Annotated in this window: 19 protein-coding genes and 2 pseudogenes; 16 read left to right on the top strand and 5 right to left on the bottom strand. The window is 37.7% G+C overall.

What is annotated here, in order from left to right; genetic code table 11:
• Window positions 1-23: 23 nt before the first annotated feature.
• The 6 genes and pseudogenes from ACSAMO_RS01595 (at window position 24) to ACSAMO_RS01570 (ending at window position 8,211) form a co-directional block, all read left to right on the top strand.
• Window positions 24-659 (top strand): flavodoxin family protein, encoded by a 636-nt coding sequence (locus tag ACSAMO_RS01595; protein ID WP_412614577.1) that lies wholly within the window; start codon window positions 24-26, stop codon window positions 657-659.
• 14 nt (window positions 660-673) lie between these two features.
• Entirely contained in the window at window positions 674-1,696 is a 1,023-nt protein-coding gene (locus ACSAMO_RS01590; protein ID WP_499209656.1) for a flavodoxin, read from the top strand.
• A gap of 18 nt (window positions 1,697-1,714) precedes the next feature.
• Window positions 1,715-2,269: pseudogene (locus tag ACSAMO_RS01585) on the top strand (flavin reductase family protein).
• 23 nt (window positions 2,270-2,292) lie between these two features.
• Window positions 2,293-3,264 carry an aldo/keto reductase gene (locus ACSAMO_RS01580; protein ID WP_499209655.1) on the top strand — a complete coding sequence of 324 codons (972 nt, stop codon included), beginning with the start codon at window positions 2,293-2,295 and terminating at the stop codon, window positions 3,262-3,264.
• A 169-nt stretch (window positions 3,265-3,433) separates the two neighbouring features.
• Window positions 3,434-7,372 (top strand): carboxylesterase family protein, encoded by a 3,939-nt coding sequence (locus ACSAMO_RS01575; RefSeq protein WP_499209654.1) that lies wholly within the window; start codon window positions 3,434-3,436, stop codon window positions 7,370-7,372.
• A 26-nt stretch (window positions 7,373-7,398) separates the two neighbouring features.
• Window positions 7,399-8,211 carry a flavodoxin gene (locus tag ACSAMO_RS01570; protein ID WP_499209653.1) on the top strand — a complete coding sequence of 271 codons (813 nt, stop codon included), beginning with the start codon at window positions 7,399-7,401 and terminating at the stop codon, window positions 8,209-8,211.
• A 33-nt stretch (window positions 8,212-8,244) separates the two neighbouring features.
• Here ACSAMO_RS01570 and ACSAMO_RS01565 read toward each other — a convergent pair whose 3' ends face one another.
• From ACSAMO_RS01565 to ACSAMO_RS01550, 4 genes and pseudogenes are all read right to left on the bottom strand, one after another.
• Window positions 8,245-9,591 (bottom strand): MATE family efflux transporter, encoded by a 1,347-nt coding sequence (locus ACSAMO_RS01565; protein ID WP_499209652.1) that lies wholly within the window; start codon window positions 9,589-9,591, stop codon window positions 8,245-8,247.
• A gap of 168 nt (window positions 9,592-9,759) precedes the next feature.
• Entirely contained in the window at window positions 9,760-9,996 is a 237-nt protein-coding gene (locus tag ACSAMO_RS01560; protein WP_499209651.1) for an S-layer homology domain-containing protein, read from the bottom strand.
• Between the two features lie 9 nt (window positions 9,997-10,005).
• Window positions 10,006-10,083, bottom strand: a pseudogene (locus tag ACSAMO_RS01555) (S-layer homology domain-containing protein); the annotation flags it as partial.
• A gap of 18 nt (window positions 10,084-10,101) precedes the next feature.
• The gene (locus ACSAMO_RS01550) at window positions 10,102-14,652 is read right to left on the bottom strand and encodes an S-layer homology domain-containing protein (RefSeq protein WP_499209650.1); all 4,551 of its coding nucleotides are present in this window, start codon (window positions 14,650-14,652) and stop codon (window positions 10,102-10,104) included.
• A gap of 274 nt (window positions 14,653-14,926) precedes the next feature.
• On the opposite strand from ACSAMO_RS01550, the gene ACSAMO_RS01545 reads away from it, so the two are divergent.
• Window positions 14,927-15,193 (top strand): hypothetical protein, encoded by a 267-nt coding sequence (locus ACSAMO_RS01545; protein ID WP_499209649.1) that lies wholly within the window; start codon window positions 14,927-14,929, stop codon window positions 15,191-15,193.
• A 406-nt stretch (window positions 15,194-15,599) separates the two neighbouring features.
• On the opposite strand, the gene ACSAMO_RS01540 is transcribed toward ACSAMO_RS01545, so the two are convergent.
• Entirely contained in the window at window positions 15,600-17,606 is a 2,007-nt protein-coding gene (locus ACSAMO_RS01540) for a Calx-beta domain-containing protein (RefSeq protein ID WP_499209648.1), read from the bottom strand.
• Between the two features lie 603 nt (window positions 17,607-18,209).
• Here ACSAMO_RS01540 and rpsB point away from each other — a divergent pair.
• The 9 genes from rpsB (at window position 18,210) to yajC (ending at window position 25,831) form a co-directional block, all read left to right on the top strand.
• The gene (rpsB, locus tag ACSAMO_RS01535; RefSeq protein WP_022230519.1) at window positions 18,210-18,947 is read left to right on the top strand and encodes a 30S ribosomal protein S2; all 738 of its coding nucleotides are present in this window, start codon (window positions 18,210-18,212) and stop codon (window positions 18,945-18,947) included.
• A gap of 33 nt (window positions 18,948-18,980) precedes the next feature.
• Window positions 18,981-19,877 (top strand): translation elongation factor Ts, encoded by an 897-nt coding sequence (gene tsf / locus ACSAMO_RS01530; RefSeq protein ID WP_022230520.1) that lies wholly within the window; start codon window positions 18,981-18,983, stop codon window positions 19,875-19,877.
• Between the two features lie 113 nt (window positions 19,878-19,990).
• The gene (locus ACSAMO_RS01525) at window positions 19,991-20,671 is read left to right on the top strand and encodes a formate/nitrite transporter family protein (RefSeq protein ID WP_308456343.1); all 681 of its coding nucleotides are present in this window, start codon (window positions 19,991-19,993) and stop codon (window positions 20,669-20,671) included.
• Between the two features lie 301 nt (window positions 20,672-20,972).
• Entirely contained in the window at window positions 20,973-21,209 is a 237-nt protein-coding gene (locus tag ACSAMO_RS01520; protein WP_022230522.1) for a hypothetical protein, read from the top strand.
• A 2-nt stretch (window positions 21,210-21,211) separates the two neighbouring features.
• Complete coding sequence (locus ACSAMO_RS01515; RefSeq protein WP_499209647.1) at window positions 21,212-23,287, top strand: heavy metal translocating P-type ATPase; 2,076 nt, start codon at window positions 21,212-21,214, stop codon at window positions 23,285-23,287.
• A gap of 59 nt (window positions 23,288-23,346) precedes the next feature.
• A complete protein-coding gene (locus ACSAMO_RS01510; RefSeq protein WP_499209646.1) occupies window positions 23,347-23,715 on the top strand; it encodes a transposase in 369 nt (122 codons plus the stop codon).
• On the top strand, window positions 23,649-24,551 hold the full coding sequence (locus ACSAMO_RS01505) for an IS3 family transposase (protein ID WP_147514788.1): 903 nt from the start codon (window positions 23,649-23,651) through the stop codon (window positions 24,549-24,551). Before ACSAMO_RS01510 ends, ACSAMO_RS01505 begins: the two co-directional genes overlap by 67 nt.
• A gap of 176 nt (window positions 24,552-24,727) precedes the next feature.
• On the top strand, window positions 24,728-25,330 hold the full coding sequence (locus ACSAMO_RS01500) for an adaptor protein MecA (RefSeq protein ID WP_022230524.1): 603 nt from the start codon (window positions 24,728-24,730) through the stop codon (window positions 25,328-25,330).
• Between the two features lie 99 nt (window positions 25,331-25,429).
• On the top strand, window positions 25,430-25,831 hold the full coding sequence (yajC, locus tag ACSAMO_RS01495) for a preprotein translocase subunit YajC (RefSeq protein WP_022230525.1): 402 nt from the start codon (window positions 25,430-25,432) through the stop codon (window positions 25,829-25,831).
• The last annotated feature ends 46 nt before the right edge of the window (window positions 25,832-25,877 follow it).

Genomic DNA, 25,877 nt, shown 5'->3' with positions numbered 1-25,877 from the left:
GTCGAAGAAATGGAGAGATTAATATGAAAGTCGCACTTGTAAACGGAAGTCCGCATAAAAACGGATGTACATATACCGCACTTTGTGAGGTGGCAAAGACACTGAACGAAGAAGGGATTGAAACGGAAATATTTTGGATCGGTCCGAAAGCTTTGTCGGGGTGTATTGCGTGTAAATCGTGTGTAAGTAAAGGTGAGTGCGTATTTGACGATACTGTAAATGAGTTTCGTGAAATAGCGAAAGAATGTGACGGATTTGTATTCGGCTCACCCGTGCATTATGCAGGAATAAGCGGAGCAATGACATCATTTATGGACAGATTGTTTTACTCTGATTTTTGCGGAAACGGAAACAAAACATTTTATATGAAACCTGCGGCTTGCGTTATATCTGCAAGACGTGCCGGAACAACGGCAACTTTTGATCAGATGAATAAATATTTTACCATTCAAGAAATGCCTATTGTTTCATCGAGATACTGGAATATGGTACACGGTGCTAAGCCGGAAGATGTAAAGCAGGACTTAGAGGGATTGTACACAATGAGAGTTTTGGGACGTAATATGGCATTTATGCTTAAATGCAAGGATATAGCAATGAAAAACGGTGTTGAATTACCAAAACAAGAAACACCTGTTTTCACTAATTTTATAAGATAAGGAGATAAACGAATATGAAAAAAGTAATTTCGATTTTAATGACTTTAGCATTTATGTTTACATTAATTACCGGATGTACGGCGGCAGAGAGCGATAAGCAAGCGTTAGACAATGAATTTTTGCTTACAATGCAAATCGCTAATCCCGTTATGACTGTAAATGGTCAGGAAAAGAATATTGACGATGACGGTACAGCTCCGACTATTGTCAATGACAGAACGCTTGTACCGGTAAGAGCAATTATTGAATCAATGGGCGGAAGTGTTAATTGGGACAGTGATACAAGCACAGCAATGCTTGAATACAACAACGACATAATAACACTTACAATCGGAAGTGAAACCGCATATTTCAATGATAATGCAAATACCCTTGATACCGCTCCGCAGATTATCAACGACAGAACAATGTTACCGATAAGATTTATTGCAGAAAGCTTTAAATTTGATGTTGAATGGGAGCAGGGCACTCAAACGATCACAATAAAAAGCAATACTTTAAATCCAACTGTAACAACAGAGCCAACAATAGCACCCGATAATCAGACGAACGGTAGTAAAGCGTTGGTAGTTTACTATTCGGCAAGCGGAACTACCGAAAAAATTGCAAAATATATAGCGAATGCGGCAAATGCGGATATTTTTGAAATTCAGCCTGTCGAGCCATATACGGCTGATGATTTGGATTGGACAGATGAAAGCAGTCGTGTTGTTAAAGAACATGATGATGAAAGCTTAAGAGATGTAGAGCTTGCTTCAACAACTGTACCGAATTGGGATACATATGATACGGTATTTATCGGTTATCCTATTTGGTGGGGAATTGCCGCATGGCCGACAGACGGATTTGTTAAAGCAAATGACTTTACAGGTAAAACAGTTATTCCATTCTGCACATCTGCAAGCTCGGGAATCGGTGACAGTGGTAAACTTCTTGAGGAAGAAGCAGGTACGGGAAATTGGCTTGACGGTATGAGATTTAGGTCAAGTGCAAGTGAAGATGACGTTAAGTCTTGGGTAGACAGATTGGAAAAATAATTATTGGAGGTTATAACAATGAGAAAGAATTTTGGAGCAAAGCCGTATTTATATCCGCAGCCGGTTATGATTATCGGCACATATGATGAAAACGGAAATGCCAATGCTATGAATGCCGCATGAGGCGGTATTGTAGGTATGGATAAGATTATTATTGATTTATCAAGTCACAAGACAACAGATAATCTTATGCAAAGAAAGGCTTTTACGGTAAGTATAGCCGATGCAGAGCATATGACGGAATGTGACTATGTCGGTATAGTGTCGGCAAAAGCCGAAAAAGATAAAATGAAAAAGGCGAATTTCACAACAACAAAAAGTGAATTTGTTGACGCACCGATTATAAACGAATTACCGTTGACTTTGGAATGTGAGTTAATCAAAGTAGTGGAGGACAGTCTGTATTTAGGTAAAATCGTCAATGTTAACGCAGATGAAAAAATACTCGGAGATGACGGTGAAATCTCGCTTGATAAATTCCGCCCTATAACATATGATACAGTCCACCACGGATATTATGAATTGGGTAAAAAAATCGGAAATGCTTTTAAAGATGGAGAAAAATTGAAATAAATATCTTTGTAGGAGAATTTAAAGTGAAATATATAAATTTAGGTGACGGTAAAATTAAAATCTCTGCGTTGGGATTAGGCTGTATGGGTATGACTCATGCTTACGGAAAACCGTCAGATGAAAATGAAATGATAAAATTGATACATTCTGCATTTGATATGGGAACAACTTTTTTCGATACTGCGGAATGTTATTTGGGAACAAAGGAAAACGGAGATATTGCGTCTAATGAAGAACTTGTCGGTAAAGCACTAAAGAATTATCGTGATAAGGTAATTATAGCGACAAAATTCGGAGTAAAGCATAATAATACCGAACTTATAACCGACAGCAGACCCGAAACAATTATAAAGAGTGTTGACGGCTCGCTGAAACGATTGGGTACAGATTATATTGATTTGTATTATCAACACAGACTTGATCCCGACGTACCCGTAGAAGAAGTTGCGGGAACAATCAGCGACCTTATAAAAGCAGGTAAAATTCGTGCATGGGGTATTTCCGAAGTGGATGAGGAACATATCAGACGTGCGGATAAAATATGTCCACTTACGGCAATTCAAAACAGATACTCTATGATGTACCGTTATTATGAGCCGCTTATGCCTGTTTTAAAAGAATTGCAAATCACATTTGTTGCACACAGTCCGTTGGCAAACGGCTTTTTGACGGGAAAATACAATAAAGAATCGGTGTTTGATAAAGTGTATGATTACAGAAGCGATATGCCGCAGTTTAAGGGAGATAACCAAGAGCTTTTGGATATGCTAAATAATATAGCCACAGAGAAATATTCCACTCCCGCACAAATTTCACTTGCGTGGATGATGGCAAAAGGAATTGTACCTATTCCGGGAACAAGAAAGCTACAAAGACTTGAAGAAAATATCGGTGCGGCTGATATTTTGCTTACCGACGAAGAAGTTTCACGAATTGATGAAACATTGAACACAATAAAAATGTCAGATGTCTTTTGGGGACACAAAATCAAATAAGTTTTAAAGGATGCAATGGGGCAAAACACATTGTATCCTTTTTTATTTTCGGTTATAACCTTTTGGTTTAAACCGAAGAACATATCGATACTTCTGTATATAAAATGTTTATGCTACAATTATTACAGTGAATAAATCACATAAAGATAAATCATAGGAGGTCAAATTTATGTCAAAGAAAATTATAACAATTATTATTGCGGCGGCAATGATTGCAAGTTCGGCAATTAATGCTTTTGCCGTAGGAAACACTTCAAATAATTCATTTAATGTTTCGGCACAGACATATACAACTATGAGTGCAACAGATAAAGAGAAATTTATAAATGATAATTTGGATGTCAAACTGCAACATATGTCATCTCTTGTTACGCTTACTGCAAACGGAGATTATGACAAAATTGCGGAAGAAGTTAAAAACGCACTTGACAGCGGACTTACAGCCACAGAGATAAAAGAATCAATATACCACAGCGGTGCATATTGCGGATTTACAAGAGCGGCAAAAGCGTTGGACGCAGCCGATATCGCATTGAAGGCTTTGGGGCAGGATATTACATATTCAAGCAGAATAACGTCAAGTGAAGATGTACGTTATGACGAGGGACTTGCCACTCAAAGATATTTGTTCGGACAGCAGATAGGAACGATAACCGATGATATGGACGGTGCTTTGAAGCTGCAAACAAAGCTTCTTTCGGGAATATGTTTCGGTGATTTTTACAATCGTACGGGATTGTCATTATATACAAGAGAGTTTCTTACATTCTGCACAATCGTAGGAAACGGAAATTGTGCGGGACAACTTAACGGACATATTAATGGTAATCTAAGTGTAGGTCACTCAAAGGATATGCTGCGTGCGGCGGTATTGCTCAACGAAAAATATAACGGTGAAGAAAAAACACAGCTTGCCCTTGATGTTATTGACAGCAATACAAATGAAGTGTCTGAGTCACCGTCACCAGAGCCGTCAATTTCTACAAATACAATAAAGACAAATTATAAAAGTGACAGTGAAGAATTGCTCGGAATTATGTCGCACTTTAGGACTGATGATACAGACAATTATATAAATAACAATCTTGACAGTCAAACACAAGAAATATTGATAAATGCGGTAAATGCCGTTATTGATAATACCGATATTCCGAAATCGGACGATAAAGCAACACAAGTTTTAACAGATATTGCGGTTATGTCGGCACAAGGCGGCAGAGAAAGTGAGATACCGTCAAAGGTTTCGGAGGGACTTGATGCAGGACTTACTAAGGATAATATGCTTGCCGTTCCGATTTTGCTTGCACCTTATAACGGTTTCCCGAGAACGCTTAATATGAGAGCGTCATTATCCTCGGCACTGGAGGACAATGATACACAAAGCGGTCAGAAAATTAAAACAACAGTAACAATGACAATAGGAAACCCTATTATGACCGTAAACGGCAAAGAACAAAATATAGATGATGATAATACTGTGCCGGTAATCAAAGACGAAAGAACACTACTTCCTATTCGTGCATTTGTAGAGGAAATAGGCGGACAAGTCCAATGGGACGAAAACACAAGAACGTCAACTCTTACATATAACGATACAGAAATAAAACTTACAATAGATTCAAATACCGCTTATCTCAACGGTGCAGAAAAAACACTTGACGTTGCACCTACAATCATTAACGACAGAACTATGCTGCCGATAAGATTTATCGCAGAAAGTTTCGGATATACGGTTATGTGGAATCAAGACAGCCAAACAGTGAGTATTATAAATGCGGATAATATAGAAAACGTATTCGCAAAGGGTGATATTAACCCCGCGTCACCTAAATTTACCGGTACGTCATATATGAACTGGCTTACCCAATACAATGAAGAAACCAAAATACCTGCATTCGGACAAGTAACTTTTGAGCCTTGCACAAGAACTGATTGGCATTATCATGACGGCGGTCAGATCTTACTTGTGACAGAGGGCGTCGGCGTGTTTGAAATGGAGGGCGAGCCTGCAAGATTAATGCAAGCCGGTGATGTAATTCTTATTCCACCGGGTAAAAAGCACTTTCATTCTGCTATAAACGACAGTTGGTTTGCACATATTGCAATAGGCGTAAATCCGGGTGTCGGAACAACAAATTGGCTTGATAAAGTTACAGACGATGAATATAATGCGGCAGTAGAGGAGGCTCGTGCAAACGGAACTATTCGTGAAAAGAGCGATATAATGTTCCCAAAGGGAGATTTGTTAAAGGAAAAGGGATACAGCGGTGCAGTGTACAAAAACAAGCTTGTTGAGAATGAAACAACATTTAATTGCCCTGAGGTTGATAACTACACTATGGAAAAAGGTGCAAGAACAGATTTGCATTCTCACGAGAGCGGTCAACTCATAATCGTAACAAACGGAACGGGCTTATATCAAGAAGAAGGCAGTGATGTAAGAGTTGTAAAAGCCGGAGATGTCATAGAAACAAAACCTGGAGTAAAGCATTGGCACGGTGCGGCAAATGAACAGTTTGCTTATATTGCCGTAAACGGTAATCCGGGACATGACAAAATAACTTGGGATAAAGCCGTAACCGATGAAGAATATAATTCCGTACAAGTAGGCGGAAATACGGCAGTAGTTAAAACCGATTCTGGAAATGTTCAAGGATATGTAAAAGACGGAACGTATACATATCACGGAATACCTTATGCGAAGGCAGATGAAAGATTTGTTCCGGCTCATAAAACAGACAGTTGGGACGGTACTAAAACTGCATATTCATACGGTCAAATAGCACCACAGTCGGGCGGCAATAATTTGCCGACAATGAGCGAGGATTGTCAAAATCTTAATGTATGGACTCAAGGTGTGAATGACGGAAAGAAACGTCCCGTAATGGTATGGCTGCACGGCGGCGGATTTTCAACAGGTTCGTCAATAGAAAGTCCTGCATATGACGGTGAAAATCTAAGTAAAAAAGGCGACGTTGTAGTTGTTTCGATTAACCACAGATTAAATTCTTTGGGACATTTGGATTTGTCGGCATACGGAGATAAATATAAATATTCGGCAAACGTGGGAATGACAGATATTATTGCCGCTCTTGAATGGATAAAAGATAATATTGACCAATTCGGCGGTGATCCCGACAATGTAACCGTATTCGGTGAATCCGGCGGCGGTGCAAAGGTGCTTGCACTTATGACAAGTCCGTATGCAAAGGGATTGTTCAATAAAGGTATTGTCGAAAGCGGAGCGACAGAGAATATGGGAGCAAAGTTTACCGACTTAAAGGCAAGTCAAAGAGTAACAGAGATTACTCTTGATAATTTGGGTATTACACCTGACAGAATTGAAGAACTGCAAAATGTTTCATACGAAGATTTAACCGCTGCGTCCGATAAAGCACTTGTACAAGCTGCCGAGGAAATGGGTATATATGAGGCATTTGTAAACGGATATTCGCTTTTATGGGAGCCGGTTGTTGACGGCGATTTTCTTCCTACAAGTCCCGTTACTGAAGACGGCTTTGCCGAGGCAGGCAAGGATATTCCTCTTTTGATTGGCTCTAATCTAAATGAATGGACTGTAATGGGTAACCCTATGGCAAATCCTAATGAAGAATTGAGTACAGAAGAATTAAATAAACGTCTTACAGATACTTACGGCGATAAGGCACAAGAAGTGCTTGCCGCATTTAAAAAGGCATATCCTAATGAATCCGATACTTCGGCACTGTATGTGGATAATACACTTATCAGATTACCGATTTTAAAACTTACCGCACATAAGGCTGACCAAAACGGTGCACCGGTATATTCATATGTATTCAGTTGGGGAACATCGTATCATACTGCTGAAATACCGTTTGTGTTCAACAATATTGATAAGGTAAGCGTAAGCGGTGACAGAGATGAAGCAGAAAAACTTTCGGATATTATGAGCAGTACATGGATTAATTTTGCTAAAACGGGAAATCCGAACGGTGACGGAATACCTGATTGGGAACCATATACGAGAAGTAATTCGGCTGTTATGATTTTTGACAATGAAACATATCTTGCACATAATCACGAACAAGAGCTGATGTCGCTGTTAGCACCGAATTATAAATATTAATATTTACGGAAAGGCTATGATTAATTATGAAAAAAATAATAGGCTTTATAATTGTAATGATGATGTGCGCTGTCGGCACAGCATTTGCAAATGCAGCTGAAATGAATTATACGGACGGCACGCTTACGATAAACGGTTTAAACGGCAGTGCCGATTTATTACACGCATCATATACAGGCGGTGTTTTGGACAGTACGGAAATTTTGAATGTATCCGACGGAACGTATAATATTAATGCAAAAAACGGTGATAAGTTATTTTTGTGGGATAATACGAATACAATGAAACCGCTTAGCGGAAATATAATCGTAGGTGAAAAAAATCAAGGTGAAAATCTTGAAGAAGATACTCAAGGGAAAATTCTTGTTGTGTATTTTTCGGCTCAAAGTCATACAGAAAGAGTTGCAAATTATATTGCACAGGAAACCGGTGCAGATATATTTGAACTTGTACCGAAAAATCCGTACACAAGTGCTGATTTGAATTATTCAAACAGTAGCAGTCGTGTTGTGTATGAATATCAACATCCCGAAGAAAGAAATGTCGAACTTGTATCCGCAGTACCGCCGAATTGGGATTCTTATGATACCGTATTCGTAGGTTATCCTATCTGGTGGGGAATTGCCGCATGGCCCGTAAATGGATTTGTTGCGGCAAATGACTTTACCGGTAAAACGGTTATTCCGTTCTGTACATCCGCAAGCTCCGGGATAGGTCAAAGCGGAACTCTTTTGAGAGATTCCGCAAAAGGCGGAAACTGGATTAACGGTATGAGATTTTCGTCAAGTGCATCTGAAAGTACAGTGAAAAGTTGGGTAGCAAGTCTTGATTTGAATTAATAAAAAATAGCTTTCTATGGTGAACATAGAAAGCTATTTCGTTGTGTGAATGTTTTTTCTCTCTTTTTGCATGAGCAAGCACGCAAAAACGCATACGAGCAATTCGGTAATAGGAAACGCAATCCATATTCCGATAATTTGTAAGGTATGATTTAACAGCCACATTAACGGAATCAGCAAAACACCTTGACGACAAAGTTGAATAATAATACTCGGTACAACTTTGTCTGTTGCTTGTTTATATGTTGCAATCATTGTAGAAAGTCCGCTGAATACAAACCCTAAAGACATTATACGCATTGCAGTTATGCCCAATAAATGCATTTCTTGTGATGCAGAGAAAAGAGAAAGTATTTCGCCTGGGAAACACATAACCAAAAATGTTCCTACAAACATCATAATTGTTGCAAAGAGTGTTCCGATTTTGTAAGTTTGCCATAAGCGAGCCTCTTTTTTAGCTCTGTAATTAAACCGCATAATCGGCAAACATCCTTGTATAAGACCGTTTACTGTCATAACAATTAATTGTTGTACCTTGAAATATGCTCCGAAAAAAGCCACCGCCGTATCGGAATAGCTTACTAAAAATACATTTACGAAGTTTACCATGAAAGAACCCAATGCGTTCATTATAAAAGATGGTAAACCGTATGAAATGAGCATTTTGAGCATTTGCGCATCAAAGCGATAGCCTTTTAGAATCGGCTTAACTTTTTGCTTTGTGAAAAACAACTGTATCAATGCAATCAGCATTGACAGAGTGTATCCCAAAACTGTTGCGAGTGCCGCACCAGCAATACCCATTTCCGGAAACGGTCCGACACCGAAAATAAGCAATGGGTCGAAAATAAAATTAAACATCACACCGATAATTTGAAACCACATCGGTGCAATCATATTACCGGTTGCCTGCAACATTTTTTGAATTGCGATATGTACCATATTTGGAATCTGCATATACGCACAGATTTTCATATAGCGCAATCCGTATTCAAGAATCTCATTATTTTGCGTGAATGTAGCGTAATAGGGTTTTATAATAAAAAGCGTTGCTATGGTTACTGCCACACCGACTGACAAAGACAACAGAAGTCCGAGTGTTGCCGCCGAATCGGCTTTTTTCTGCTTGTTCTGACCTAAATATCCCGCAATCAAAACATTAACGCCGACGCCTATCCAAATAGATAACGCATTCATAAGTGTAGTAATCGGAAATGAAAGCGAAACTGCGGCTAGTGACTGTTCGTTGATTTTTGCGACAAACATACTGTCTACAAGGTTGTATGAATACTGTAAAAACATCGAAATAAGCGGCGGGGCAGACATTTGCAATATCAGTTTGTTTATAGGTCTATATGCCATTTTATTCTCTGCGTTCATTTTTGCACACTCCCATAATTATATATACTGTAATTATAACGTGAATACTGTTGTATTTCAACCGATATTCTGCATTTTTTAATAAAACCGGTGCAATAAAAGGCAGTCTAAAATGATATGCACCCCAAAAGTTAGACACTTTTGGAGGTGCATATTTTTATTATGATATTATTTTATACTGTATATTTTATTAAATACAGCTGCGGCTTGGGCACGAGTGGTATTTGCTTTAGGGCGGAGGGTATTATCCGTGAAACCACTTATAATTTTATTTCCGCAAGCCCATTGGAAAGCAGAAACAGCATAATCGGAAATGTCTTCCGTATCTGAATAACTGTCGAGTGTATCAATTATAGAAGTGTCAATTTGTTTATATTCTGCAAATCTCTTTAAAATCGATACCATCTGCTCACGAGTTATATTATCGTTCGGAGCAAACTCTGTGTCGCTGTAACCTGAAATAATATTATTCTCACTGCCCCAAGCGACAGCATTTGAGAAATAATCATTTTAATTTACATCAGTGAAGTTATAATCAACATCGGATTTTGTTTCGCCGTCAATTCTGTAAAGAACAGTTATAAACATTCCTCTCGTAATATCTGTATCAGGAGCAAATTCCGTATCGCTTACACCACTCATTAATCCGTTGTCATATGCGGATTTTATCGGGGCATAATACCATTCATTTTCTGCAACATCATCAAACCACCAATCGTCTTTGCCGGACGGTGTAGGCGTTTTTTGCGGAGAGTCGTTTATTTCTTTGAATGTTACGTCAACGCTTACTTGGCTTCCTGGCATTACGAATGAAAATTCGTTGTCGGCTGTCTTTGTAACTTCAATTACATTTCCCTTTGAATCAGTAACTGTTACAGTATCAACCTCATAACCGTCATTCGGTTTTGTATTAACCGTTACGTTTTCACCCAATGCGGCACTTTTCTTTGATATATTCATACTTCCGTTGTCGTATGTCTTGTTTACAGAAGAAATACCATATTTTGCAGAACTTCCGCCGCCACTGCTGCTTGGTTTTGAAGTAGGAATTGGTGTAGGAGTAGGTTCATCTGATTCTATACCTGTCACTTGAACATCAATACTGTCGTCAATTCTGTATTTTGGATAGTATGCATATATCTTTGCATTACCGTTGCTTAGCGGAATAACTTCACCGTCATCGGTAACAACAGCTATGCTGTTATCTGTTGAATAATACTTGACTTCACCCGCATAATTATTCCAAGGGAAAGCTTTTGTTTGAAGTGTTGTTGTATCATTTTTTCCGTTTAATGAAACGTTTTCGGCACCATCGTTGATTTCTGCAATAAGTGGTTTATTAGAGATAAACATGGTATATGCGTTAGATGTGTTTTCACCGCTTACTGCTGAAAGTTTAAAGTCTATATATCCTAAATTGTTGAAATCAGCTTTATCTATCTCAAACGGAACTGTAATATCTTTACTTTCACCGCTCGCAAGTTGAGGTAGGGAAGTAGTGCCGAAAGTTTTGTCGGCGGTATTATTTAGCGTTACATTTATTTCGTCGGACGGTTTAGAACCGTTGTTTGTAACCGTTGCAGATGCATAATAACCGTTATCATCGTGTTTGATTTCAAAGCTCGATACATCAAGTCTTGTATCATACGGAATGGCTTTTGTGGCAGATACAGGCTTTGCATTTTCAATTCCGCGTTCAGTTACCGTAACTGTAACTTCTTCATTTTCCAAGTTGCTCGGAACTGTCCATGGTACACTGACATTTATCGAATTACCGGATTCGATTATGTTGTCAGAACTGCCCTCGTAAAGAGTATTTCCTTTTTTATCCGTTACTTTTAAATCATAACCCTTTGCATCAAGCAAACCTGTGTTCGCAATAGTGAATGTTATATCTTCCGAATAATTCGGATAAATCTTTGACGGAAGAATAATATTGCTGTCTTTAATTTCAAGAGAACTTACAGGTTCAAAGTCAATGGTTACAAGGGTGTTTGCACTGTATTTCATAGGTGAATCTGCATCGCTTTCATCAATCCATTGCTTGTAGTAGTTTGAAACAGCTGATATTTTATTATCATCAGTCATATATAGGTCAAGTTCATCAATAACCATACCGAAATCGGTAATTTGTACCGAATTGCCGAACTTCCAATAACCGTTATCTGTGCCACGCTGATAACGTACACCGTATATTTCAGTACCGTTCTTTGTACTGTCTTGACTTAATTCTGTGTAATAAATATAAATATCTTCACCGTTGGAGGTTACAATATAGTTTCCTATACTTGTGCAAAGGTCGTCATTACCTTGGAAGTTTGCACTTGTGACATTAAATGTACCGTTGTACAAGGCTTCGTAAATGCTGTTTTCATATACGTCGTCTGACATACCAAGTTCAGATGCAGTCTTTTTATACCAATCGGCATTTTTATTATCAGCGGTCATTTCGCCGTTTTTGTATGCACTGTTTACCGTATCGGCATTAATCAAGTCTGTCATATCTCCGTTTGAATCTGCGTTAAACATTGAAGATAACATATCTGAAAGATTCATAATTTTAAACATATATCCGTTATCCAACCATGTCATGTATAATTCACCGTTAATGTTGGTAAGTTTAGGTAATGAATTGGATATACTGTCATTTGTAATTTGTATCGGGAAATATGCTTGCCCGGTTGTTAGGTTTTGAATTTGCAGATAAAGCTCTCTGTCGTCACCTGTTTGTAAATCTTCGTCTTCATCAATAGTGTAACTTGAAATTAAATAACTTTCGTTATTTATATTTATTGTTGCCGAATTATAATCCAATGCAATAGGAGAACTGATTGTTTTATGAGGTATCGGAATTATGGTTTCATCATAAGACTCTCCTGTACTCATATCGTATTTTACATAGGCTATATTAGAGAATGATTTTTCAAGCTGTAATAGGTCGCTGTTACTGTTACCTAATTTTGACACATCAAGCTTGACATAGCTTATATAAAGCATATCCCCATCAACATCAATTTGTGGGTTTAAAGTAAGGTATCTGTCGTGTACAATACTGATTTCTTTGCCCATTTTGTTGGTTTTTGTATCGTATATTGCACAAGAAATACCGATTGATGAAAGCTTTTCTCTTGAAGTTTCCACACCCGCAAATGCGTCTTTAACATCGGTCCATGCGATAATAACTTTGTCACCTATCTTTTTAAGTGTGTGAATTGAATCAGGTGTACCGTCGTCTGCTACAGCTTTAGGAGTAGACCAATGAGTACCGTCAAATATCGAATAATACAGAGTTGCTCCGTTGTATTCGGCACGCTTTTCCGAATCGCCTATAAATGTAAGCATCTTCTTACCGTCATCGAGAGGGATAATATGAGGTCTCGTTCTGTCTGCGGCTTTATATATTAATTGTGTACAGCTTACAACTTCTTCTGTTGCGGTAAGCTGAATATCATCATTTTTTCCGAAGGTTGATAAATCTGATGTGCCGTTACTGTATGGAGTTAATTTAATATCATCATCGGTCATAAGTCCGTTGAAGAAATCAAATTCAGAGGCATGCTCAAGAGTACCCCAACCTTTTGTATATTTGACTACATCTACATCAACGGAGAAGAATAATAAGTCGAATCCCACACCGCCGGCTGCCGTTATCAGTGTACCGGGCTGACCGTTTGCAAAACTCAAATCAAATTGGAATGTTGTAGCAACGTAACCTCTTGCTGAAAGTACATCGCAAAAACCTACACCTACTTGTAATTTTCCTGAAAGGACAACACTTAGTGTTACATCGGTAGTGCTCAGTCTGTCTGCTATATTGCCTTGATAGTTGTTAAATTCATCTGCGGATATTGCATTTTTATCATCATCTGCAGCATAGTTTGTAATTAGATCTACCTGAATACCGGCAATGATATTTAAAAATACAGGTACACCGTAAATTGTAGTATACATAGTCTTATTGAATGTATAGGCTCCGCCGATAGAAACCGAACCGCAAGCAAACATATAGTCGTTGTCCGGCGTTTTAACAAAGTCGAAAGCTAAAATAACGGCTACTTCGACGCTGTACCTTTGGTTATTAAAACCGGCAAATGGAGCTTTTGTATCTTTTAGTAAATCGGTATAATCTGCATATGCTTCTTGATATTCGGCATCGGTTTTATAATCGTCACGAGACGGAGCGACACCATTGAATGTCGCAGCCATTATTTTCATAGCATTACTTCTGTGATTATTATTTTCTTGAACAGCACCACGGAATTTATCATAAAACGCTTTTTTCTCGTAAACGGTTTTCTTACCCATACTATTGAGTATTGTGTCAATATTTGCCTGAATAGTATAACCGGTGTTGTCAGGCCAGTTTGTTTTGCCGAATGTAATCAATCCAGATTGGCATTTGCCTATTGCTGAGCCGACTAACGGAATATCGATTGTACCGCTTTTATCCGCATCGAAAGTTTGAGGTGTTGTAAGTGCAAATTCCGTATAGAATGAAAGACCTGTTGCAACATCGGGATACACAATTTCAATTTCAGTGTTACCTGATGATAATTTTTCTGAATCTACAAGACGTACAGAAAGACTGTCACCAGAATGTAGATTTTCTGTCATCTTAGGAATTGTACATTCTATAATACTGCTGCCATCCTCACGAGGATAACCTTTGTATTCGGTTGTCTGACCGGTTGATGTGCGAACGGTGAATACTGCCTCACTGACACTTCTTCCATAGCTGTCTATAACGGCTGTGACTGTAAGATTGTCGTCGAGTATTCTTATTTGATTTTGGTTTAAGTCGGCTGTGTTCTTGTCATATGTGTACATAATTGACGCAACCTTAGGAGCACCGTAAGGGTAGGTGATATTTGTGTTACCTGCATTTACGGTATAAGCGCCGTCTGCTTGACCAAGTGCGTCTGTGAGCTTTACTTTTGCTACATAGCCTGTCGTAACACCGTTTGAGATGTACATTGTAATAAGGTCGTTTGTGTCACCCAATACGTTTGTCAATATATAAGTACCGGTATCGGAAGTTGTACCGGTCGCACTGTCAGGCATATAGCTTGAGTTTGCAGAGTTTAGCGACTGTGAACCTTTTCCGGCTGATACGGAATATCCTACAAGCGGAAGAGATTCCGGTTCTAAGCCGTTATCGCGGATAGACGCATTTTTAGAAACAACAGTACCTGATATATTAAATGATTTTAAATCGCTCTTTTTAACTTTTTTGTAATTTACAGTTACAACATTGTCTGTTGTTTGTGCTTGCGCAACGATGTGATAAGAATTGGTTGTAAACGTGTCATTGCCTTGCTTGATAACGGGACGGTATATGTATTCTTTATCTTCAACGGAGGCAAAATTTAATGTATATATCTTACCTGTAATCGGTGTTATTTTATCTGAAAGATTTGATTCTGACGGATTTGCGTTAATAACATATTTACCGCTTAGTTCCTTTTTCAGTTGTTCATCGGAACTTGAATTAAGATCATTTTCACTGATAAGACCCTGTACCGTTAAATACTTTTCAGCACCGTTTTCAAATTTAATTTCGATTTTGTTTGAATTTTTCGCTATAAGAGGACGTATTCTGTAACTCGTATTAGGCTCAAGGAATAATTTTGTTGTATCTGTTATTGTGTTGAAACTTGTGTTGTTTGTTGAAACTTGATAACCTACAACATGATATCCGTCATCCGGAGTTGTTGCACTTAAATCAAGTGTATCACCTGCATGGCGAGTAACTGTTTTACCTGCGGCAAGCTCGCTTGATATAAAACTGCCGTTTCCTTCACCGGCTGACGGTAATACTTCGACTGTAACATCGGCATATGATACTTTAGGTGTTATCTTCAGATTTTGATGATAACCGTATGTGTCGTGTGCAACATTTTTTTGAACTGATTCAATCCATGATATGAAATATTTATCATATGGAATGTAATAAAGATTTTGCTTTTCTGTTTTCTTCAGCTCATTATTTACGTTATCCGATGTGAAATTTACTTCGTCAGAAAGTTTTGTTCCTTTTTTGAGTTAAGGTATGAAATGAATTCTTCGGGATAATTTACAGTTATTTTATCATCAGTTGTACCCGGATCTATGGTGATTTTATAGCCTGAAATATATCCGTATTTACCTTTGTGACCATTAATGTCTGTATCATTTATTGTAAATACAATATTGCAGTCATCCTCATTCGGATTGGTCCAGAAATCACGCGTTTTACTTCCGGCGATTTGAGCACCGCTGTTAAGTTCAACCTGCATCGGTAAGGCATTTATCTTTTCATTACCGATACAGTATTCTTGTGTTGGGGGTTGGTTAAGTTCTACATTAACCTTTTTATACATAGCCGCAACACCGTAAAAGCGTACATAACTTTTCGGAGTTTTTGATTTGTCTTCATCAGCCGAATGTATTTCCATGCTTATATTTCCGTTTAAAGGTTGGTTGTTATTCAAGAGAGTTGCAGGCATTGCGTCAAGTGTTCTGCCGAATTTTCCGCTTTTTGATTCATTGATAACAATACTGTCATTATTTGCAATTTTAAATCTTGCAAGCTGTCCGCCAAAGGCGTTTGATGTTGATTCCATATCTGGAGTCATATATTGATAATATACCGACGGTACAGTTTTGGAATGTGTCCATACTCCGCCTTTATCCCACATACTTGTATGGTAATATTCAAGTTTTCCGTAATGAGAGCTACCCATATTTCTTTCACGTGTATCTATTTCATATTTGTTATCCCAATGACCGCAACCCCAAGGCTTATCACCCCAATATCCGTCATAATAAAACAGACCGTCGCGGTTTACTTCTGTTGCAAAGTAGTATGTACCGACTTCGGGAGGAATGTCATAATTGTGAGTTCCGTCACCTGTTGCGTATATTTTACCTTCGGCAGGATCTTTTGTATTATCTGACGGCATTGTATATTTAACGTTGTATTTAAGACCGTTTATGGTGATGTCATTTGTCTGATTTTCATTGCCCATAAGAGAAATATCACTCTCATCATCGGCGTTATTTTTTATTTTGACAACGGTTTCTGCATATTTACCACTTTCACAGCCCGTCATATCACTCATCAGCAGTTTAAATTCACCCTCGCCGGATACGGGAATTTCAATTGTCTTTTCCGTTTCATAAGGAATAAATGTAACTGTTTTGATTTGTTCTTCATAATTTTCTCCTGCTACTGCGGTAATGCTCGATGACAGCAAAGTGAAATCGCAAAGAGAATATTCTGCATTTTTTCGTTTTATTGTAACAGTGGCATTTCCGTCTTTTGACGTGTAACTGTTTCTGCTGAAAGAAACAACGCTTTTTTCTTTCGGCTCGTCGTCTTCGATATTTACAGAAAGTGATGTTACTTCATAAAGTTCGGCATTATCGGGATTTACCAAAAGTAAAGAAAACCCTTCTGTGCCTTCGCTTTTTTTGTCGTCCAATATTTTGAATTTAACCGTTTTTTCGTTTTCGCCCGGTGCGAAAGTAACGGTTGTACCGCTTGAGTATTCAATTCCTGCCATTGCATCCGGCACTACTTCGTCTGCAAATTGCTGTGCCATTTCTGAATCAAATTCCGAATAATTTTCAATATCTGTATTCTCTTCCGAAATGTTATCCGATGTTTCATCAGTGTCAGCTTCTGCCGTGGCATAACGTTCAAGTATTGAAACCCCATCACCGGTTTTCTCTGCGTTATCGTCAAGAATTACATAGTCCTCGCCGTATATCGCAGTTAAGTCAAGCGAGTGGATTGTGACGCTTGCTTCTTCCGATAAATCGCCCTCACGATAAATAGGGAACGAATAAACAGCATCTTCTTCCTTGACGTTTGCTGACGCAGTACCAAGGTAAATTAAATTGCCGCTTGGAAGTTTTTCCGAATCAATTCGTGATGCGTTTAACGGCATGACCGTTTCTTCTGCTTTTGCAGGCATAACTGCCATAGAGGTAAGCATTGACAGCGACAAAAGCAATGATAGTAATTTTTTCATTTTAATCCTTCCTTTCATATTAGAAATATTGGTAGTGTAAAAGAATTTCTCTTTCAAAACAGAAAAATAATTATATATAATAAAAGTATATATTATGATTATTATAAATGTCAATATAATCTAAATAAATGTCAATATAATCTAACTCAAATGCCATTTTTTTGACACAAAATCACGTTAAAACAATATTTTACACAAAACCGCAGCGGTTTTGTCTGCATTATTTTATGGGGAACGCGCAATTTCGGGTTGTAATCACTTCTGACTGTATGTGTGTCGGAAATGACTTTAAATCTAAAGTTCCCGGTTTTAATTTTAAAGAATTCTTTCATAATAAATAGAAAACTCATCAATAAAAAAACAGTTGAAAACCACACAAAATTTACGTTAATATGCGATTAAAACATATATTATGTTATGTAAATCAAATAAAATAAAAAAATATGAAAAAAGGGTTGACTTTATAAGGGTTTATGTGGTAAACTATTTTAGTATGAAAAATACGCACATTTGTGGATTGTGTGAAAGTTGCCTGTTTTGCCTGGGTCTTCACATAAGGTGAAACAAATGGAGGAATAATCAAAAAACGAGGAGGAAATAAAAATGGCAAACGTAATTTCAATGAAACAGCTTTTAGAAGCAGGTGTTCACTTCGGACACCAAACAAGAAGATGGAACCCTAAAATGGCTGAATACATCTTCACAGAAAGAAACGGTATCTACATCATCGACCTTCAAAAGACAGTTAAAAAGGTTGAAGAAGCTTATTATTTCGTAAGAGATATTGCTGCAAGCGGTGAAGATATTCTATTCGTAGGTACAAAGAAACAAGCTCAGGACTCAATCAAAGAAGAGGCTGAAAGAGTTGGTATGTACTATGTAAACGCAAGATGGCTTGGCGGTATGCTTACAAACTTCAAGACAATCCAAAAGAGAATTGAAAGACTTGCTCAAATCAACCAAATGGAAGAAGACGGTACTTTCGATATGCTACCAAAGAAGGAAGTTATTAAGCTAAAGGCTCAAAGAGATAAGCTTGAAAAGTATCTTGGCGGTATTAAAGATATGAAGAAACTTCCTGGCGCAATGTTCATCGTTGACCCAAGAAAAGAAAAGATTGCTATCGCAGAAGCTAAGAAACTTAACATTCCTGTAGTAGCTATCGTTGATACAAACTGTGACCCTGATGAAGTAGACTACGTTATCCCTGGTAACGACGACGCTATCAGAGCCGTAAAGCTAATCGCATCAACAATGGCTAACGCTATTATCGAAGGCAGACAGGGCGAAGATGCTCTTGCAGATGCTGAAACAGCTGAAGAAGATACAGTAGAAGAATAATTTTCATATAATTAATATAGGAGGAAAAGTAACATGGCATTTACAGCTAAAGACGTAAAAGAATTAAGAGAAATGACAGGTTGCGGTATGATGGACTGTAAGAAAGCTCTTACAGAAACAGACGGTGACAAGGATAAGGCTGTTGAATATTTGAGAGAAAAAGGTCTTGCAACAGCTGCTAAGAAGTCAGGCAGAATTGCTGCTGAAGGTATCGTTAAGGCTTATGTTGACGGTAACGTAGGCGTACTTGTAGAAGTAAACTCAGAAACAGACTTCGTTGCTAAGAATGATGAATTCCAACAGTTTGTTTCAGACGTTGCCAAGACAATCGCTGAACAAAATCCTGCTGACGTTGAAGCACTTAAAGAATTAAAGTGCGGAGACAGCACAATCGGAGAAATGCTTACAGAAAAGATTGCTAAGATCGGCGAAAATATGAACATCAGACGTTTCGCAAGAATTGAAACGACAGGTGCAGTTGTAGATTATATCCACGCTGCAGGTAAGATTGGTGTATTGGTTGAGGCTGACGCTGAAAACAATGACACTACAAAAGAGTGTCTAAGAAACGTTGCAATGCAAGTTGCAGCACTTAGCCCTAAGTATCTTTCAAGCGATGATATTCCTGAAGAATATAAGGAACACGAAAAGAAGATTCTTATTGAGCAACTTAAGAATGATCCTAAGAATGCATCTAAGCCTGAAAACATCATCGAAAAGATGATCACAGGTCGTCTTGCTAAGGAATTCAAGGAAGTTTGCCTACTTGAGCAAGAATACGTTAAGGCTGAAAATAAGGAAAACGTTGCTAAGTACGTTAAGAGCGTTGGCGACATTACTATTAAGCAATTCGTACGTTTTGAAACAGGCGAAGGTCTTGAAAAGCGTGAAGACGATTTCGCAGCAGAAGTTGCATCAATGGTAAAGTAATTTAACTAAACCGTATATTAAACCACGGTAGACGATAAGTTTATCGTGGTTTTTATGTGCAAATTAGAAAGTGGATTAATTTTGTGGAATTAGTTAGCGTTAGCTAATTTTGTCTGCTTAGGATAAAAGAAAAGGGAATAGAAGATATGGGGAAAAAGATTATATCATTTTTGTCTGACGGTATTTTGTCGGGAATATTTTTGTGCGTAGGCTGTTGTGTGAGTATGTCGGTTGAGTCAAAACCGCTGGGAGCGTTCTTGTTCAGCTTGGGTTTGTGTGCAATTATTGTGTTTAAATTCGGTTTGTTTACTGGTAAAGCCGGATATATGGCGGTAAAACCGTTGTCGTATGTGCCGGAAGTTGTACTTACCTTTATCGGTAATGCAACAGGTGCGGCGATAGGCGGTTTCTTGCTTAACCTTACACGTTTGGAAGCGACTTTATCGGAAAAGGCCGCTGCTATCACGGCAACAAAGTTCGCCGATTCACCGCTTAGTATATTTGTATTGGCGGTGTTCTGCGGTATATTGATGTTTACGGCGGTTGACGGAAATAAAAGAGCGACTGAAAAAGGTGACTTTGTGATGTCGCTGTTTATAGTGGTTTTACCTGTTATGGTGTTCATACTTTGCGGATTTAATCACTGTATCGCAGATACTTGTTACTTCTTTATAAGTAAATGTGCTAATGCGTCACAGGCGGCAGTATATTTCTTATGTGCTGTACTTGGTAATGCTGTCGGTTGTATGTCTGTACCAATGGTTAAAAAATTATCGCTTAATAAATTGTTTTAATAAAAAAGTTGCGGTGATTGTTCACCGCAACTTTTTTTGATAAGCAATTATGCACAAATTTATCGAATTTCGCCAACTTTGCGACAGCGATAACATCTTCGTCTGTGGCATTCTTTTTACTGCTTGTATGTTTTCCATTATGGCATTGTTGTATTAACACCACAATATTAAAAAGTCGATATTTTTCATGCAAAAAAGTAAAAAAATTTTTTCGGCATTTATTGACAAAAAATATATTGCGTGCTAAAATAGATTTGATTAAATAAATCACTAAAATATACACAGAGAGGAAGATAAAATTATGAAATTTAATTTTTTAAAGGATAAGAAATGTTGGTGCTTTGCAGCAGGTATAGCTACTGCAGTAGTAGGTAAGAAGATTGCTACAAGCGAAAAAGTTAGAAGTATGTGCGTTTCAGGTCTTGCAAAGGGTATGAAGTTCCAGCAAGAGGCTAAAGAAACACTACAAAATATGCGTGAAGAGGCTGAAGATATGTGTTATGAGGCTAAGTCACAGCTAAACGACGAGGAAGAATAATAATGAAATTTAAAATCGTACATGATACTCCGGGTCGTATCAGATTGCGTTGTGGTGGATATTATTTTGATAAAAATCAAGAAAAATCTCTTGAGAAAACAATTTTATCGGAACATTATGTTGATTCTGTAAAGGCTAAAAGCGTCAACGGCGGTATTTTAATTACCTATCAATCCGATTACAGACAGGAGCTTTTGAACTACATAAAAGGAATCAAGCAAAATCAATTAGCGGCTGTTGAAGATGAGTCTGAGGATATACAGGCTGATTTCAAGAATGAGATTATAAAAATGCTTATAAAGCGTTTTGTTCTTAGAAGAATATTGCCGTATCCTGTACGAGTTGCAATGGCTTACTTTAAGGCATTCCCATATGTGAAGAAAGCTGTGGGCAGTGTACTTAATTTAAGGGCCGATGTGGCACTTTTGGACGGTGTTGCACTCGGAACGGCACTTTCAAGAGGAATGTATTCGGAAGTTAATTCAATTACATTCTTGCTTGGAGTTTCGGAACTTCTTGAAGAATATACAAGAAAACGTACAAAAAATGCACTTGCGGACAGTCTTGCGATGAAGATTGACACTGTATGGAAGAAGAACGGCGAAAACGAGGAACAAGTTCCAATTTCAACCGTTAAAGAGGGTGACTTTGTCGTATTCCGTGACGGTGCAATGATCACTTTTGACGGTGTGGTCGTATCCGGACAGGCAAGTGTAAACGAAGCGTCTATGACAGGCGAATCGGTTGCGGCTGTAAAGGATAAGGACAGTACTGTTTACGCCGGTACAGTTGTAGAGGCGGGAAATATAGTAATTAAGGTTAGTGCTGTGGCTGATAATACACGTATTTCAAATATTATTGAAATGATTGAAAACGGTGAAAGTATGAAAGCCGGAGTACAGAGCCGTGCAGAGAAAATTGCAGACGGTTTTGTACCGTACAGCTTGGGATTGGCGTTGCTTGTTTATCTTACAACAAGAAATGTTGTAAAGGCAATGTCTGTTCTTATGGTGGACTATTCTTGTGCAATTAAATTGTCAACGCCGATAAGTATTATAAGTGCTATGCGTGAGGCATCCTCAAGAGGATTTGTTGTAAAAGGCGGACGTTATCTTGAAAGTGTATCTCATGCCGATACTATTGTATTTGACAAGACAGGTACACTTACAAATTCATGCCCGACAGTAGAAAAAGTGCTTTCATTCGGTGAATACACATCAGATGAAATACTTAAAATATCTGCGTGCCTTGAAGAACATTTCCCTCACAGTGTGGCAAAGGCAATCGTTAAAGCAGCTAAAGCAAAACAGCTTGACCACGAAGAAGAACATGCTGAAGTTGAATATGTAGTTGCACACGGCATAGCTACAATGTTGCATGGCAAGCGTGCAATTATAGGCAGTGAGCATTTTGTGCTTGAAGACGAAAATATTCCGATAACTGATGAACAGAAGACTGTTATTGAAAACGAATGTGAGGGTTTTTCTGTTATATACCTTGCAATCGGAGGCGTGTTGTCGGGAGTTATTTGTATAAGCGACCCGCCGAGAAGTGAGGCTCATGAGGCAATTCAGTTACTTCGTGAAAGCGGTATTGATAATATTATTATGCTTACAGGTGACCATGAAGGTGCTGCAAAACGCACTGCCAATATGCTCGGTATAGACAATTTCCGTGCACAGGTATTACCTGAGGATAAGGCGACAATTATTGAAGAATTGAAGAACGAGGGAAGAACGGTTATAATGGTCGGTGACGGTATCAATGACTCTCCTGCATTGGCACTTAGCGACGTTTCAATCGCTATGAAAGATTCTGCCGATTTGGCAAGAGAAGTGGCTGATGTCACATTGCTTTCGGGCGATTTGAGAGATTTAGCGCTTCTTCGCAAGTTAAGCAGCAGACTGTTCAGACGAATTAAACGTAATTATACGTTTATTATGGCATTTAATTCATTGCTTATTTTGCTTGGATTGAAAGGTACTATAACTCCGTCTGCATCATCACTTTTGCATAATTCGTCAACTATGCTTATAAGTGCGAACAGTATGCGTCCGTTATTGAAGGACAAGAATTAATCGTATTAATTTATGATATGCACCCCAAAAGTTAGACACTTTTGGAGGTGCATATTTTTATGGCAAAGAAAGGGCAAAAATATAGAAAACACTCGCCAGAATTCAAACTATCTGTTATAATAGATATGCGAGAAAACCATTTGGGTATAATGGAAACAGAGAGAAAATACGATGTTAAACATGATGTAATATCGAAATGGGAACGCATATTCTTGGAAGAAGGAGCCGAAGGTCTGATGAAAGAAAGACGAGGTAGAGCCAGTAAAGTAGATGGAATAGCAAAAGGTCGTCCACCCAAACTTGATAAGAAAATTGAAGAAGATTTAATTGCCGAAAATCAGCGATTAAGAATGGAGAATGAATACTTAAAAAAACTCAGTGCCTTAGTTCGGAAAAGAATGTTAAAAGAAGAGAAAAAGCAGCAATAGTCAATGAATTAAGGCAAAAATATCCGTTAAAAGACTTGCTGCAATTATCAGGTTTAGCCCGTAGTACCTTTTATTACTATATACAACATCCAATCAAAGATAAATACAAGAAAGAAAAACAAGAAATACTATATATATTTTTAGCTAATAAAGGCAGATACGGCTACCGCAGAATCTTAATTGTATTAAGACAAAAAGGATATACAATTAACCATAAAACTGTGTTGAAACTGATGAAAGAACTTAATCTCAAAGGAAAACAACGCAAAAACAGTAAATATCGTTCATACAAAGGAGAAATCGGCAAAATAGCCGACAACTTACTTAACAGAGAATTTACAGCTACAAAACCTTTTGAAAAACTAGCAACTGATGTAACTGAATTTAAAGTGTGTAATGATAAAGTATATTTGTCACCTGTAATGGATTTGTATAATCGAGAAATTGTGTCATACTCAATTTCATTAAGTCCAAATTTGCAGCAAATTAGAGAAATGCTTGATGGTTTATTCAAAAAGCTGCCCGCTAATGCGAAACCATTATTCCATTCTGACCAAGGTTGGCAATACCAACATTCGGAATATCAACGTTTACTGTCAGAACACAATATTGTACAAAGTATGTCTAGAAAAGGAAACTGTATGGACAACGGTGCGATGGAAAACTTCTTCGGAAGATTAAAAGTTGAAATGTTTTATGGTGAAAAATTTGAAAGTGTCAAAGCTTTCATAGATGAATTAAAAAGATATATTGATTATTACAACAATGAAAGAATTTCTTTAAAGCTAAAAGGAATGAGTCCGGTACAATACCGAACTCATTCACAAGCAAGTTAATATTTAATTTTGTCTAAATTTTGGGGTTCACTTCATTATTTGACGGTTGAGCGGCAGTATAAAAACTGCCGCTTTTTTTATCATATGGAATAAATTTAAAAGAATAAATATTAAAATCGGTATTCCCAAAACGAAAAATATATAGTATAATAGAAATAGAAAGTAGGTGGTAGGTTGTGAGAATTGAAAAGCTAAACAAAGACAAAATAAAGGTAACGCTTACAACTGCGGAATTAATTAATCTTGATATAGATGTGAAAAGGCTTTCGCCCGATTCAAAAGAATTACATACATTTTTATTTCATATTATGGAAACGATAAGGGAAGAAACAGGTTTTAATCCGTATAACGGCCAAGTGGTCGTTGAGGCTACTCCGTCACAGGACGGTATAAGTATTTTGGTTAAACGTTTAAACAAGGGTATAAAAAAAATTACCGAGGAGCAGTTTAAAAAAGTTGTTTCGGTCAAGCCTAAAAAGAAAGAACCGGGTACGGAATGTGTATTTTATTTTGAAACTTTTAATGATATGTGCGGCGCTATAAGCGAAATGGATAAAAGTATTCTTTCAAAAGCAAGCCTTTTTAAGCTGAATAAAACATATTGTATTCTCATAAGAAACGATAATGAGAATATGAGAGGCATTAATGTAATAAGAGAGTTTACGGAAAGAATGTCGATATACCCGTTGCAGAATGAGTACATAAAAGAACATGCTCTTCTTGTCGCAAAAGGTCAAAAACTTGTTGAAATGGCTGAAAACGTCAAACGATTGATGTAAGAGAGATTTTATTTGTTAATATTTTGTTAAATCTATTGCAAAGTTCACATATAGATAGTATAATATATAGGTAGAAAAAATTATCAAAGGAGAACTATTATGGCAAACATTTTAGAAACAGTCGTTTTCGCAGACGGCGAAACAGCAAATACACAACAGGCGACAGGTACTCAAACAGCGGCAGACCCTAATGCTACACAACAGGTTAATCCTGTAATGAGTACAATAGTAAGTATTCTTCCGCTTGTTCTTATTATCGTATTGTTATACTTTATGATGATAAGACCGCAAAGAAAGAAAGAAAAAGAAACAAAGGCAATGATTAACGCAATGAAAGTCGGCGATAAGGTTGTAACAATCGGCGGTATCTGCGGTAAGGTTGCTAAAATTAAAGACGAATATGTTTTTATTGAAACAGGTAACATCGGTACACCGGATCAAAAGTCTGTTGTAAAGATGGAAAGAGACGCTATCAGAACTGTTGAAACAGCTAAAAACTAATTGGTTATAAAATTTAAACCTCTCTAATATATTTATAGTAAATATA

The sequence above is a fragment of the Ructibacterium sp. SJQ-7 genome (genome assembly GCF_054696575.1).
Note: the sequence above shows the minus strand (reverse complement) of the source record. Positions and strands in the feature narration are given on the sequence as shown.

Coding starts and splice junctions, on each gene's coding strand:
- tsf (WP_022230520.1), top strand. CDS start 18,981: ATGGCATTTACAGCTAAAGACGTAAAAGAATTAAGAGAAATGACAGGT.
- ACSAMO_RS01560 (WP_499209651.1), bottom strand. CDS start 9,996: ATGGTATCGATTTTAAAGAGATTTGCAGAATATAAACAAATTGACACT.
- ACSAMO_RS01510 (WP_499209646.1), top strand. CDS start 23,347: ATGGCAAAGAAAGGGCAAAAATATAGAAAACACTCGCCAGAATTCAAA.
- ACSAMO_RS01520 (WP_022230522.1), top strand. CDS start 20,973: ATGAAATTTAATTTTTTAAAGGATAAGAAATGTTGGTGCTTTGCAGCA.
- ACSAMO_RS01550 (WP_499209650.1), bottom strand. CDS start 14,652: ATGCCTGACAGTGCGACCGGTACAACTTCCGATACCGGTACTTATATA.
- ACSAMO_RS01540 (WP_499209648.1), bottom strand. CDS start 17,606: ATGAAAAAATTACTATCATTGCTTTTGTCGCTGTCAATGCTTACCTCT.
- ACSAMO_RS01565 (WP_499209652.1), bottom strand. CDS start 9,591: ATGAACGCAGAGAATAAAATGGCATATAGACCTATAAACAAACTGATA.
- ACSAMO_RS01575 (WP_499209654.1), top strand. CDS start 3,434: ATGTCAAAGAAAATTATAACAATTATTATTGCGGCGGCAATGATTGCA.
- ACSAMO_RS01590 (WP_499209656.1), top strand. CDS start 674: ATGAAAAAAGTAATTTCGATTTTAATGACTTTAGCATTTATGTTTACA.
- rpsB (WP_022230519.1), top strand. CDS start 18,210: ATGGCAAACGTAATTTCAATGAAACAGCTTTTAGAAGCAGGTGTTCAC.
- ACSAMO_RS01515 (WP_499209647.1), top strand. CDS start 21,212: ATGAAATTTAAAATCGTACATGATACTCCGGGTCGTATCAGATTGCGT.
- ACSAMO_RS01545 (WP_499209649.1), top strand. CDS start 14,927: ATGTATTCTTTATCTTCAACGGAGGCAAAATTTAATGTATATATCTTA.
- yajC (WP_022230525.1), top strand. CDS start 25,430: ATGGCAAACATTTTAGAAACAGTCGTTTTCGCAGACGGCGAAACAGCA.
- ACSAMO_RS01595 (WP_412614577.1), top strand. CDS start 24: ATGAAAGTCGCACTTGTAAACGGAAGTCCGCATAAAAACGGATGTACA.
- ACSAMO_RS01570 (WP_499209653.1), top strand. CDS start 7,399: ATGAAAAAAATAATAGGCTTTATAATTGTAATGATGATGTGCGCTGTC.